The sequence below is a fragment of the Streptomyces stelliscabiei genome (assembly GCF_014873495.1).
Taxonomy (GTDB): domain Bacteria; phylum Actinomycetota; class Actinomycetes; order Streptomycetales; family Streptomycetaceae; genus Streptomyces; species Streptomyces bottropensis.
Map to the genome: position 1 here is coordinate 6,205,331 of NZ_JADBGF010000001.1, position 13,378 is coordinate 6,218,708.

Annotated in this window: 10 protein-coding genes; 4 read left to right on the plus strand and 6 right to left on the minus strand. The window is 72.3% G+C overall.

The features are described from left to right. The first annotated feature begins 54 nt into the window (after window positions 1–54). Together H4687_RS27505 and H4687_RS27510 are read left to right on the plus strand one after the other, a co-directional pair. Window positions 55–3,216 (plus strand): glycosyl hydrolase 115 family protein, encoded by a 3,162-nt coding sequence (locus tag H4687_RS27505; protein WP_192781724.1) that lies wholly within the window; start codon window positions 55–57, stop codon window positions 3,214–3,216. A gap of 18 nt (window positions 3,217–3,234) precedes the next feature. Then, window positions 3,235–4,311, plus strand: a complete 1,077-nt coding sequence (locus H4687_RS27510) for an endo-1,4-beta-xylanase (RefSeq protein ID WP_046920177.1) — start codon at window positions 3,235–3,237, stop codon at window positions 4,309–4,311. A gap of 16 nt (window positions 4,312–4,327) precedes the next feature. Here H4687_RS27510 and H4687_RS27515 read toward each other — a convergent pair whose 3' ends face one another. From H4687_RS27515 to H4687_RS27530, 4 genes are all read right to left on the minus strand, one after another. Continuing rightward, on the minus strand, window positions 4,328–4,927 hold the full coding sequence (locus H4687_RS27515) for a Uma2 family endonuclease (protein ID WP_046920178.1): 600 nt from the start codon (window positions 4,925–4,927) through the stop codon (window positions 4,328–4,330). 49 nt (window positions 4,928–4,976) lie between these two features. Then, a complete protein-coding gene (locus tag H4687_RS27520) occupies window positions 4,977–5,855 on the minus strand; it encodes a DNA-binding protein (protein WP_050399455.1) in 879 nt (292 codons plus the stop codon). Between the two features lie 147 nt (window positions 5,856–6,002). Beyond that, entirely contained in the window at window positions 6,003–6,497 is a 495-nt protein-coding gene (locus H4687_RS27525; protein WP_050399456.1) for an ATP-binding protein, read from the minus strand. A gap of 9 nt (window positions 6,498–6,506) precedes the next feature. Next, window positions 6,507–6,683, minus strand: coding sequence for a PIN domain-containing protein (locus H4687_RS27530; protein ID WP_192781725.1), 177 nt, complete (start codon window positions 6,681–6,683; stop codon window positions 6,507–6,509). Between the two features lie 285 nt (window positions 6,684–6,968). On the opposite strand from H4687_RS27530, the gene H4687_RS27535 reads away from it, so the two are divergent. Continuing rightward, window positions 6,969–7,799, plus strand: a complete 831-nt coding sequence (locus tag H4687_RS27535; protein ID WP_046916812.1) for a hypothetical protein — start codon at window positions 6,969–6,971, stop codon at window positions 7,797–7,799. Window positions 7,800–8,031: 232 nt separating this feature from the next. Further along, entirely contained in the window at window positions 8,032–8,859 is an 828-nt protein-coding gene (locus H4687_RS27540; protein WP_046916813.1) for a hypothetical protein, read from the plus strand. 19 nt (window positions 8,860–8,878) lie between these two features. On the opposite strand, the gene H4687_RS27545 is transcribed toward H4687_RS27540, so the two are convergent. Further along, window positions 8,879–11,668, minus strand: a complete 2,790-nt coding sequence (locus H4687_RS27545) for a poly(A) polymerase (RefSeq protein ID WP_050399457.1) — start codon at window positions 11,666–11,668, stop codon at window positions 8,879–8,881. A 6-nt stretch (window positions 11,669–11,674) separates the two neighbouring features. After that, window positions 11,675–13,348: an RNA ligase family protein gene (locus H4687_RS27550; protein WP_046916502.1), complete on the minus strand. Its 1,674-nt coding sequence runs from the start codon at window positions 13,346–13,348 to the stop codon at window positions 11,675–11,677. Window positions 13,349–13,378 lie beyond the last annotated feature (30 nt).

The following is a 13,378-nucleotide window of genomic DNA, read 5'->3' on the forward strand; positions in this document are numbered from 1 at the left end:
TGTCATGTCGCTGAGCAAATTCAGCGTTCGGGATGACCGGGCGAGGGGTGTGGCATGTCCGCGGACGTCAGTCGGAGAACCGTTCTGGGAGCGGGTGCCGGGCTCGCCGTGGTGCCCGCCCTGCCGGGGGTCGCGGGGGCGGAGGAGGCGTCGGCGCAGGACATGGCCTCGGGGGGTGTGCCGGGCGGGCCGCGGGTCACCGACCCCGGCGCGTACCTCTCCTTCACGCCCGTGCCGAGGGCGTTCGCGCTGGTCGGTGCCCCGGTGGTGGTCAGCCCCGAGGATCACCCCGGAGTCGTACGGGTCGCGGGGGATCTGCGGGACGACATCGAGCGGGTGACCGGGGTGCGGCCGGGGAGCGACACGGCGGCCGAGATCGTGCTGGTGGGGGCCATCGGTCGGAGTCCGCTGATCGACGGGCTGATCGCCGCCGGGAAGCTCGACGTCGACGGGGTGCGGGGAAGGTGGGAGACCTCGCTGCAGACGGTCGTGGAGCGGCCGATGCCGGGGGTGCGCCGGGCCTTCGTCATCGCCGGCAGCGATCCGCGCGGCACGATCTTCGGGGTGTACGACGTCTCGTACGGCCTCGGTGTCTCGCCCTGGTACTGGTGGGACGACGTGCCGCCGGTCCGCCGGGACGCGGTGTACGTACGGCCGGGCCGGTTCAGTCAGGGCACGCCCGCCGTGAAGTACCGGGGCGTCTTCATCAACGACGAGAACCCGGCGCTCGGGACGTGGGCGCCGGCGTACTTCGGGCCCGGGAAGGCGCCGGGGCACCCCGGTGGCTTCCATGCGGACTTCTGGGCGAAGGTCTTCGAGGTGCTGCTGAGGCTGAAGGGAAACTACGTCTGGCCCGCGGTGTGGGGACGGGCCTTCGCCGAGGACGATCCGGAGAACCACGCGCGGGCCAAGGAATACGGAATTGTCATGGGCACGTCGCATGAGGCGCCCATGATGCGGGGGATCGAGGAGTGGAACCGCCACGCGGTCCCCGCTGTGCGCGACGGCGCGGGCAAGGTGGTGACCCCCGGGCGGGACCCCTACGGGGGTACCGGGGAGTGGTCGTACCGCCGGAACGCCGAGGCCATCAGGGCGTACTGGCGTGACGGCATCCGGCGCATGGTCGACGAGGACTTCGAGGGCGTCGTCACGCTGGGCATGCGGGGCAACGGTGACACGAGCCTGCCGGACGGCGACGGCATCGAGCTGATGCGGGAGATCATCGACACCCAGCGGCGGATCATCGCCGAGGTGACCGGCCGCCCGGTGCGGGAGACCCCGCAGGTGTGGACCCTCTACAAGGAGGTCCAGCGGTACTGGGACCGGGGGCTGCGGGCGCCGGACGACGTCACGGTCGTCCTCACGGACGACAACTGGGGGAACATCCGTAAGCATCCGGACCCCGGGGAGCCCGTACGACCCGGGGGTTACGGGTTGTACTACCACTTCGACTACGTCGGTGTCGGGCGCAACTACAAGTGGGTCGACACGGCGAACCTCGCGAACCTGTGGGAGCAGCTGCACCAGGCCGACGCGTACGGCAACCACGGTCTGTGGGTGGTGAACGTCGGCGATCTGAAGGGGAACGAGCTGCCGACCGAGTTCTTCCTGAACTACGCCTGGAATCCGGGCCGTTGGGGATCGAAGGACCTGGAGGAGTGGGAGCGGGGGTTCGCGCGGCAGAATTTCGGCGCGCAGGCGGCGGCGGAGATCGCCGAGGTGCTGGCCGCCTACGGGCAGCTCCAGGCCCGCCGCAAGCCGGAGCTGCTCAACCGCCGGATCACCCTCGACGAGACGAAGGACCCCACGAAGGACGAGCGGGCGATCGTCTACGACGACCAGGCGACACCGTTCTTCTTCGGCCACCGGGAGCTGGAACGCGTCACGGCCCAGTGGCGGGCGCTGGCGAAGCGGGCCGACCGGGTGGGGCGGCGACTGCCGGCGGCCGTGCGGGACGCGTGGTTCGAACTGGTCGGATACGAGGTGGCGGCCACCGCGAACCTGTACGAGCTGCGGGAGGCGGAGTTCAAGAACCTGCTGTACGCACGGCAGGGACGGGCGGCGGCCAACAGCCGCGCGGAGGCCGCCGAGGCGGGACTGGCACGCGATCTCGCGCTGGCCGATCGCTTCAACTCCGAGGTGGCGGGCGGGAAGTGGCGAGGCTTCCAGACGCAGCCGCACATCGGGTACGGGGACGTGGAGCGCTACGGCCCGAACGCCGGATGGCAGCAGCCGGAGCGGAACAACGTGGCACTGCCGGACGAGATCTTCCCCCAGGTGCGGCGGATCGAGGTGCCGGTGGCGGCGGAGCTGGGGGTGGCGGTCGACGGGGGCGACGACTCGGGGGAGTGGTGGCCCCGGTCCGCCGCGGAGGCGGTGCTGCCGGTGTTCAGTCCGTACCAGACCAGGCCCCGGCAGTACGTGGAGATCTTCAACCGGGGGCGTACGCCCTTCGCGTACCGGATCGAGTCGTCGGCGCCCTGGCTGGTGGTGGAGCGGCCCCGGGGGCGGGTCGAGGAGCAGGTGCGGGTCGGGGTCCGGGTGGACTGGGGGCGGGTGCCGGCGGGGGGTGCCGAGGCTTCGCTGACGGTGAGCGGGGCCGGGGCCTCGGTCGCGGTGAAGGCCGTCGCGGAGAAGCCGTCGGAGCGGGAGGCGCGGAAGCTGCGGGGGTTCGTCGAGGCGGGCGGCTACGTGGCGATCGACGCGGAGCACCACACGCGGGCGGTGGGTTCGCGCGACGGGCGCGTGGGCTGGCGCCGGATCGAGCGGATCGGGCGTACGGGGGCGGGGGTGACGCCGTGGCCCGTGACGGCGCCCCGGCAGACGCCGGGCGGGTCGGGACCGCGGCTGGAGTACGAGGTCGGTCTGCTGTCGGCCGTGGACGAGGTGACGGTCCGGGCGTACGTCTCGCCGAGGAACCCGACGCTCGCGACGGGCGGCCTGCGCTACGGGGTGTCGTTCGACGGGGCGGAACCCCAGGTCGTCGACATCAACGCCGTCACCGGGGCCGACGACGGGCTCATGAACAAGCAGTGGGCGCGCAACACCTCCGACAACGTGAACGTGACGGTGACCCGGCACACGATCGCCGGGCCCGGGGTGCACCGGCTGACGTTCTGGATGGTCGATCCGACCGTGGTGCTGCAGCGGCTGGTGATCGACACGGGTGGTCTGACACCGACGTATCTGGGGCCGCTGGAGAGCCACCGGATCTGAGAAGGGACCTGGAGACAGATGACGTACATGAACCGCCTTCGCCTGCCCGCGCTCGGGATCGTCGCCGGAGCGCTGCTGTCCACGGCCGTGGCCGTGCACCCGGCCTCGGCACACGGACAGCCCGGCCCGTCGTTGCGGACGCTCGCCGACCGGGCCGGCGTACGCGTCGGCACGGCCGTCGACATGGCGGCCCTCGCGGACGACCGGACGTACCGCGCGACCACCGCACGGGAGTTCAGCTCGGTGACCGCCGAGAACGCCATGAAGTGGGAGTCGGTCGAGCCGCAGCGGGGCGTGTACGACTGGAAGGCCGCCGACGACCTGGTCCGTTTCGCGCGGAAGAACGGGCAGGTCGTCCGCGGTCACACCCTCGTCTGGCACAGCCAGCTGCCGGGCTGGCTGACGGCCGGGGTGACGGACGGGTCGATCGGCCCGGCGGAGCTGCGCGGCATCCTCCGCAAGCACATCACCACCGAGGTGAAGCGGTACAAGGGGAAGATCCAGCAGTGGGACGTGGTGAACGAGGTCTTCGAGGAGGACGGCAGCCTGCGGAACTCGCTCTGGCTGCGTGAGCTGGGGCCGTCGTACATCGCGGACGCGTTCCGCTGGGCGCACGCGGCCGACCCGAAGGCGAAGCTCTTCCTCAACGACTACAACGTGGAGGGCGTCAACGCGAAGTCCACCGCGTACTACGAACTCGCGAAGCGGTTGCGTGCCGAGGGTGTGCCGGTGCAGGGGTTCGGCGCCCAGGGGCACCTGGCGATCCAGTACGGCTTCCCGGGGCAGGTCGCGGAGAACCTCGCCCGGTTCGGTGCGCTGGGGATGCGGACGGCGTTCACGGAGGTGGACGTGCGGATGATCCTGCCGGTGGACGAGACGAAGACGGCGACGCAGGCGAGCTACTACCGGCAACTGCTGGACGCCTGCCTGGGGGCGCGCAGCTGCACGTCGTTCACGGTGTGGGGGTTCACGGACAAGTACTCGTGGGTGCCCGGGGTCTTCGACGGCGAGGGCTCGGCGACGCCGATGGACGAGACGTACGGGCGGAAGGCGGCGTACGGGGCGCTGCGGGAGGGGCTGGCGGCGGGGCGGTGAGCGGGGCCGTCCCCGGTCAGCCCTGGTCCGGATAACGAGGCAGGTTGTCCGTGGAGATGGTCCAGTCCGCGATGGTGACGTCCTCGCCGTAGACGAAGTCCTTGCGGGTGGCGTAGCGCGGGCCGTCCGGAGTTGCGTGGATGTCGGTGAGGACGGCGCCGGTGCCGGTGCGTGGGTCGAAGACGGCATAGACGGGGATGCCGAGCAGGGGGTAGTCGCGGACCTTGCCGATCCAGTCGTTGTCGGGGTTGGAGCGGGACACGATCTCGATCGCGGCGATCAGCGTACGTGCGTCGAAGGATCCGTCTCCTTCCATGTCCGCCTCGGCGATGAGCATCACGTCGGGATGTCGCATGACCCCTTCGGGCTCGTCTTCCACATCCGGGGTGCCCGTGTGGGCCACGAGGTCGTCGGGCATGAGCCGTTCGAGCCGTTTCCGCAGGCGCAGCGCGGTGAGTTCGTGCTGCTTCACGGGCGACATCATGTCGTGGACGATCCCTTCCTTGGTGATCTCGAACTTGCCGGGGAGGGTGTCGTCCATCGACTGAACGAAGTCCCGCATGGCCCGGTAGGGGTGAGAGGCGCCGTGCTGTGCGTTGTCCGGGGTGATGGTCATGGCGCTCGCTCCTCGTCTGTGCCCGGAGGCAAGGATCGTCACGTTCATGCTAGGTGGCCTCCATGAGGTCGGGCGTGGTGTGGTCGGGCCCGCAGTCGCGGCAGCGGCTGCCCTTCGGCCCCCGGAAGCCGCGGTCGCAGCCGCCGCAGTTCGTCATCTCGTAGTGGACGGACGGCGGTGACGCCGGGGCCCGGAACGGCGGCGGGGGCGGGAGCTGGGTCGCGAGGCGGTGGGCCAGCAGGCCGGCCGGGCGGTGGAGCGGCTCGGGCGGGAGATCGCCGGTCAGGGCGTCACGTACGGCGGTGGGGGTGAGGTCGCGCTCCAGCCAGGCGGCCACGCCCGGCGCGAGATGCGCGGCGTCGCAGGCCGAGAGGAGGAGTCGGGGGTCCGTCCTGCGCAGGTCGGCGAGGAGGTCGGTGGCCGTCTGGAGGAGGGTGGGGGAACGGTAGGCGGGCTGGGGGACGGAAGGGAGGGGCTTGCGGGGTGCCTTCTCCTTCCGGGGCGGGCGGCGTACGGGCTCGTCCTGCGTGTGGTCCTTGCCGCGGCCGGGCTGGTTGCAGGAGATCGTTCGGGTGATGATCCGGCCGCCGGGGACGCGTTCGCGTTCGCGGCGCAGATAGCCGTGGGCTTCGAGTTCACGCAGGGCGGCGGCGATACGGGTCGTGCCCTCCGTGAAGCGACCGGCGAGCGTCTTGATGTCGACGCGGGCGCCCTTGGGGAGCGACTGGATGTGCGCGGCCAGCCCGATCGCCACGAGGGACAGCTCGGGGTGCTGGGCCAGGTGGTTGCCGATCACCGTGAAACGGGTGGTGTGGCGGGAGTGGTCGTGGGTCAGGCCACCGCCGTACGGGCTCTGCCGTTTCGGGTGGTTGTTGTCGGCAAGCCGGGCACGGGCGCGCGAGGGCGCGCTAGGGTGCTGCGTATCCATCGGGAAGCGATCTCTTCCTTGGTGGTCAGGCCCTCGCACTGGGATTGCCGTCCCGGCGGGGGCCGTCGTATGTCTGCGGTTGTGTGGGTCCTGCTGCGCTGAGCTAAGGGCATCAACCGGTCCCGAATCCAGCCGAGTCGGCGATGTTCACCCGCGAGGGTGAGGCGGCCTGCCGGGCGGGAGGAGGGGTGGGGTTTGGTGGGGTTCTTTCTCTCCCGGGTCCTTTGAGGAAAGACCGCCCGTCGCACCGAAGCGCACGTCCGCGGGTTCCGGTGACTGTCGGACGGTGACCTCGGCCCAGACCGTCTTGCGTGGGGGCAGCCCCGGCGCGGTGCCCCAGCGGTCCGCGAGAGCTTCGACGAGCACCAGGCCCTGGCCGTCCTCGGCGTCTGGTGAGGGGCACCGGGTGCGCGGCAGCCGTTCGCCGCGCGTGTCGGTGACCTCGATGCGGAGGGTGCCGCCGATCACGTAGAGCGTGAGTCCGAAGTCCCGTCCCTGTACCCGGCCGTGCGTGGCCGCGTTGGCCGCCAGCTCGGCGACGATGTGCCGCGCCGGGTCCAACGGCAGCCCCCATGAGCGCAGTTGCTCCGTCGCCAGGAGGCGGGCGAGGCGGGCTCCGCGCGGTGTGGGGGACAGGCGCAGGCTGACCGGTCACCGCTGTGGTTGTCCGCAGACGACGGAGAGTCCGGGCCTGACCTTGGTGATCGCGGCGAAGTCGTCGTCGACGTGGAGGAGGGTCAGGCGGTGGTGCTCGGCGGTGAGGGCGATCAGGATGTCGATGGGTGAGGGCCCTTCGCGGTGGCCGATCTGGAGCAGGTAGCGCTGCACTGCGACGATCTGACGACCACATGCCCGGCGTCGGCGTCGACGCTGTTCCAGATCAGCTCCTCCACCGCGCCGATCGGGTCACGCAGCCGCGCCAGCTCGGCGACGTGTTCCCGACTGGTCTCCAGTCGCACCTTCACCATGACGTCGGTTTCTCCGGTTCTGTCACTCGTCCCTGGACGAGAGCAAAGTCTGCCCCCTCAGGAGGGTTTGACGTGAGGAATCGCCACGAGATCACTCTTGGTACTCTGCCGCCTCCCGTATGAACACGCTTTCGAAGAGGTGTGAATGAAGTCAGGCAGACGAACCGTCGCGGTGGCCACGCTCGTGGGGGCGCTGGGTTTCTCGGTGTTGAACGCGCCGGCGGCCCACGCGGCGGACACCGGCATCACCGTGTCGGACATCGTCATCAACAAGGGCAAGCCGATCGTGGTGGGCACGAAGAAGGAGGTGGAGCCGCCCATGACGTTCAACCTGGCGCTGCCGGCCGGGTACAGCGTCGAGGGAACAGCGGGCAGCTGGAGCGCATACCCGTTCCTCTACCGGGGCGACCTGAAGAAGGCCGCCGACACCGGAGAGAACTACATCGGACCGGGGGGCTACACCTGCTACGAGAGCGACTCCAGGCACGCTCACTGTGAGGGCAATCTCTACATCGACCCGCACCCGAGCCAGGAGCACGTCGACTCCAACAGCGACGCCACCACGTGGAAGGTCGCCGTCTCGCTCCGTCTGTTCAAGGCCAGCGGGAACCTCAAGGCCGGGGAGATCGAGAAGCGGTCCAAGACCGTCCGGCTCAAGCGCGCGGCCAAGGCGACCGTCAACGCCACGCCCGAGCCGGTCACCAAGGGCAAGAAGATCACCGTCACGGGGAAGCTGACCCGGGCGGACTGGAACACGAAGAAGTTCGGCGCCTACAGCGGCCGTACCGTCAGCCTCCAGTTCCGCGCCAAGGGCAGTGACACCTTCAGGACGGTCAAGAAGGCCACCACTGGCAGCACGGGTGGCCTGAAGACCACGGTCACCGCTTCCACCGACGGTTCCTACCGTTGGGTGTACTTCGGCAACGCGGCCACCGGTGTCGCCACCAGCCCGGCGGACCACGTCGACGTGCGCTGACCCTGGGGGTTCAGCGGAGCGTCAGTGTCTCGCGGCCCGCAGCCCTCATGAGCGTGACCCCGCCAGGCCGCCCAGCCGACGTTCCGCCACGGCGGTCACCTCGGTCGCGGTCGGCGGGGTTCGGCCCAGGCCGACGGTGTAGCAGGTCGGGGCCGTGGTGAAGGCCGGGCCGGGAGATCGCCCTTGGTAGCCTGCCGCCTTCCGGATAGGCATCTTTACTGAAGAGGCGTCAATGAAGTCAGGCAGACGGACCGTAGCGGTGGCCACGCTCGTGGGGGCGCTCGGGCTCTCGGTGCTGAACGCGCCGGCGGCTCAGGCGGCGGACACCGGTATCACCGTGTCGGACATCGTCATCAACAAGGGCAGGCCCATCGTGGTCGGCACGACGAAGGAGGTGGCGCCGCCGATCTCCTTCAACATCGCCCTGCCGGCGGGGCAGAGCACTGCCAATCCCTCCGGTTACACCGCCCACCCCTTCATCTACCGCGGTGACAGGAGCAAGGCCGTCGACACCGGCGACGGTTACATAGGTCCGGGCATCTACACCTGCTTCGAGATCGACGCGAAGCACGCCCGCTGCGAGGGAGAGTTCCACATCGACCCGCATCCGAGCCGGAAGCAGGTGAACACCAACGCCGCCGCCACGGCCTGGAAGGTCGCCGTCGTGATGCGCCTGTGGAAGGCGAGCGGCGGCCTCAAGACCGAGGAGTACGAGACCCGGTCCACGACCGTGCAGCTCAAGCGCGCGGCCAGGGCCACCGTCGCCGCCACGCCGGAGACGGTGACCAAGGGCAGGAAGGTCACCGTCACGGGCAAGCTGACCCGGGCGAACTGGAGCACCAAGAAGTACGGCGGCTACAGCGGCCGGACGGTCAGCCTCCAGTACCGGGCCTCGGACGCCACCTCCTTCAAGACGGTCAAGAAGGTCACCACCAGCAGCACCGGCGGCCTGAACACCACGGTCACCGCCTCGGCCGACGGCTTCTACCGCTGGGTGTACTACGGCAACTCGACGACCGACGGCGTCACCACCCCGGCCGTCTACGTCGACGTCCGCTGACCGCTGACCTCTGCCTTCCTCAGGACAGCGTCGGCACCTCGCCGCCCTCCGCCCGTGTGAGCGTGACCCCCGTCAGACCCCGTAGCCGACGGTCCGCCACGGCGGCGAGGGCGTCGGCGGTCGGCGGGGTAGGTCCCAGGCCGATGGCGTAGCGGGCGGGGGCCGTGGTGAAGGGGCGGGGCCAGGCGTGGCAGCCGGGGGCCACCTCGGCGAGGTCGGTGACCAGGGCCCGCATCCTGCCCCGTACCCGGCCCTCGTCCGCACCCTCACCCGCACCCCCGCCCACCGTCGCGACCGCCCAGGCGGCGTGGCGGCGGTGCAGCGGAGGAGGGGTGAGCAGGCGGGGGAACGGGGTGCTCTCCTCCAGCAACTCCCAGGCCCGGAACAGCTCCTGGGTGATCAGGTCGCGCATGCCCGCCGTGACCTGGTCCGTGCAGGAGCGGACCGGGGCGGACGGCGTGGCGACGGTGAGGGGCCCGGCCGGAACCCCTTCGAGGCCGCCCACCGGCTCGCGCCAGTCCCACGCCGCCCACGTCGCGAAGAAGTGCCTCAGGAGGTCGGCCGGCGGCAGGTCTCCCGCCTCGCTCACCGTGCGGGCCGCCAGCACGGACCAGGCCAGGCCCGGCAGGCCGCCGAACGGCGCCGAGTCCAGCCCTCGCGCCTTCGCCCACGCCTTGACCCGCCTGGCCAGCCCGGCGAACGCCGGACCGTGCCCGCCCACCGAGGTGAGCACCGCCTCCGCGTCGCTCACCGCGCTGAGCGCGACCGCAGCCGCCTCGCCCAGCTCCGCCCGGCGGTCCACCGCCTCCACCGGGTCCAGCGTGCCGGTGGCCACGACGGCCAGGTCCACGTCCACGCCGTCGAGCCGCAGCCGCAGCCCGGGGACGCGTGCTCCGACCACCTCGCGCACATCGGCGGCCTCGCGCAACTCCCGCTGCAGAGAGGCGAGTTCGACTGTTCCGGGCAGCGCCGCCACCAGGTCCAGATCCGCGCCGGGCAGCGCGCAGCCCATGCGCCGAGAGCCGACGACGTGGACGACACCGCCGGGGAACGCGTCGGCGACGAGGCGGGTGACCCGGTCCGCCACGCCGACCTCACCGTCCCCCTCGGCCTGGTGAGGCACCGGCTCCTCCTCGGCCCAGCGCACCTCTCCCGTCCCCAGGCTCACCGTCGCCCGTACCCGCATCGGCTCGTCCCCGCGCCGCGACAGCAGCGCCAGCTCACCGACCCTGGCCGACAGGGGGCCGAGCCGGGCGGCGCACGCGGCGGCCAGGGCGTTCGGGTCGGTGGTGCGGCCCAGGCTCAGGTGCGGGGTGAAGCCCTCCTGACGGCCCCGGCAGCGCGGGAAGTGCCGTACGAGGGTGCTGTGCAGCTCGGCCCACGGCTCCTCACCGGCCGCCGCCGGATCCAGCCACACCGTCGCGTCGTCCCGGTGGCCGAACCAGTGCACGCCCTCCAGCCGGACGTCGAAGGGAGTGGGCGCGGCCGGCATCGACGCCGCGAGCACCGAGGCCGCCTGCTCGAAGGCGTGTTCCGGTACGAAGCCGAAGAGGACGTTCACATGGGGAGGCCAGCGGTGGATCTGCGGGTCGTGGTCACGGCGGACGTCCTGCAGCGGCGGCCACAGCTCCTCGGGCGGCAGCCACGCCAGAGCCGTACGGGCGGTCGGCCGGACGTCGAGGCCCGCGGCGGCCGGGGCCGGGGAGCCGGGCCCCACCTCCGCCCGTACGCCGTAGTGGTCCGAGACGAACAGCCCGTCCGGCGTGGGCGTGTCCCCGTACAGCTCGGCCGAGCGCACCCCCAGCCCGTCCCCGCGCACCAGCACCCGGTCCAGCCGGGAGGCCCGCCCCGTCAGGGACGAGACCGCCGCCAGGGGGTTGGCGCCCGGGTCGAAGGTCGGGGTCATGTCGGCCGGACCGTGCACCTCGCTCCACGCGTCCCGCATGCCGAGCGTCACCTGGGGTGTGTCGCCGCCGTCGTTGAAGTCGCCGAGGAGGAGCAGATCGGCGTCCAGGCCCGCGAACCCCTCGGCCACACGGGCGAGTTCGGCGGTCCGGCGACCCGCTCCGTCGGCGGAGTGGTCGCTGCTCAGATGCGTCGCCGCCACGACGAGGGGGCGTGCGCCGGTCTCCACGACCACGGCGGTCACCGCCTTGTGCGGGCCCAGCGCGTGGAAGGCCGCCTCGCGCACCGGCAGCCGGCTCAGCACCAGCAGACCGCAGCCGTCCACGTCCCGCCCGCGCGGGTCCGTCCCCAGCGTCCAGCCCGCCCGCGCCCACGGCTCGCGCAGCAGCATCGCCAGCAGCTCCGCCTCGACCTCCTGCAACGCGATCACGTCGACCTCGGCCGCGCACAGGGCCCGCAGCAGCAGCGGCCTGCGCCGGGCGCTGTCGATGCGGTCGGCGTCGTAGCGGTCCCAGAGGGTGTTCCAGGTCAGCACCCGCACGCTTGCCACGCCGACCTCGTATCCGGCGCCCTCGGGCGTGCGCCGGGGCGTCCACTCCTCTCCGTCCCAGGCGTGCGGCGTGCGCGCCGTGAAGAACGGCGCCCGGAGCAGCCGGGTCTCCCGGACGCGCCCCGCCTCCGTCGCGTCGATCCGGTCCACACCCGTCGCCCGGTCCCAGACCACCTCGCCGTCCGCCTCGACGAACAGCACCCGGTGCCACGGGATCTCCCCGCCGGGCACGAACGCGGGCAGCGGGACCCGCTTGGGCGCGGCGCCCCGCTGCAGGACGCCAAACACGAAGCGCGCCGGGTCGAAGCGCGCGTCCCAGCGCACCCGGTGATAGATCTCCTCGCTCGTCCGCACGGCTCCTCAGACCTCTTCCTCTACGGTCCCGCTCGCCCCGACGTACCAGGTGCGGTGCGCGTCGCCCGGATACGGCGGGGCGAAGCGGCGCAGCTGGGCGGTGAGGACCTCGGGTGGCACCGGGTGCGCGCGGTGGGAGTTGCGCCGGACCAGCTCGTCCTCGTCCACCAGGACCACGGCGTGGGTGATCAGCGCGTTGCGCCGCTGCGCGACCGCGTGCGCCAGCGAGCGCTGCTGGTGGGTGAGCGAGGTGGCGTCCCACACCGCCGTCCCGCCGGCGGCCAGCGCCGCGTCCAGCCGGTCGAGCCCGGCGCGCAGCACGTCCGGGTTGGCCCGCTGGTCGGCGCGCGCGCCTCGCGCCTCGCGCAACTCGTCCAGCGAGACGTACGCGTCCACGCCCGCGAGCCCCCGCGCGAAGGTGCTCTTACCGCTGCCCGACGGCCCGACCAGCTGGATCAGCTTCGGATAGGCCCCCGACCGCCAGCGCCAGGTCGCGGCGACGGCGCCCTCCGCATCCGCGACGCGCCCCCGCGCGTACGCCTCCCGCGCCTCGGCCCGGCACCGGACGGCCGCGTCGGGCGACAGCCCGGCGAACGCCTTCCGCACGGCACCCTCGTCCAGGGGCCGTACCTCGTCGGCGTGCAGGGCCGACCACTCCACCAGCTCGCGCGCCTCGTGCGTCGCCGCCGTGGCGCGGGCGACCGCGTGCAGCAGACCGAGATCGGCGGCGAGGGACAGCCGGGCCAGGCCCGTCCGGCGCTCCTCGTCCGGGTACGGCCGGTGCAGCGCGGGGTGCAGCCCGACCAGGTCGGCGACCCGGCGCGCGAGCGGCATGCCCACGGCACCGGCCAGCCGCGCCGCGACCCGGGCGCGCCGGCCTCCCGGGCCGTGGGCGTGCAGCAGCGCGGCCAGCACGCCGACGAGCCGGTCGTCACCCGTCCGACCGGCCGCGTCGAAGCGGGCGACGGCCTCCCGGTCGCCCTCGCCGGGCAGCCCGGCGGCCGCCGCCAGCGCGGCGGCGTCGGCGGGCGCGCCGGAACGCACCGCCCACAGGGGGGCCCGCGCACCCAGCCCGTTCTCCACGACGGCCGCGTGCATCCAGTGCGTGTCCGTCGTCACGTGCCCGGCCCGCACCCACTTCGCGACACGGGCGCCGAACTCCGCGGCGCCGAAGCCGTCCACGACCCGGACGACGTACCCCTCCTGCCGCCCGAGATCCAGCCGCAGCCCGCGCAGCGCCCGCTCGTCGAACACGCCCCGCCACAGCACACGCGGCACGGGGATGCCGACTCCGCGCAGGAACGCCGTCGTGCGGTCCCAGCCCAGGCAGTTCCCGTCCGCGTCCCACACCGAGAAGCCGTAGAACCAGCTGTCCAGGTCGTCGTAGGGGAGGGAGTGGCGGGCGAACATGTTCTCCCCGCACACCCGCCAGCCCTCCGGGAGGGCGTGGCCGACCCGGGCCTGGAGCGCCTTGACCCAGGTGCGGGAGGGGTGGTGCGCGGAGTCGAGCGAGCGGGCGTGCAGGCCGTCGGCGTACAGCGTGGTGTTCTCGCCGTCCAGCTTCTCGGTCACGACGACCTCGCGACCGCGCAGGCCGGACAGGTCGGTGACCCGGAGATCGTCGGCGGTGGCGCCGGGGGACCAGGGCAGATGTCTGGTCCGCGGATAGTGCGTACGCATCGTGAACGTTCCCCCGTGACAGCCGGCGTG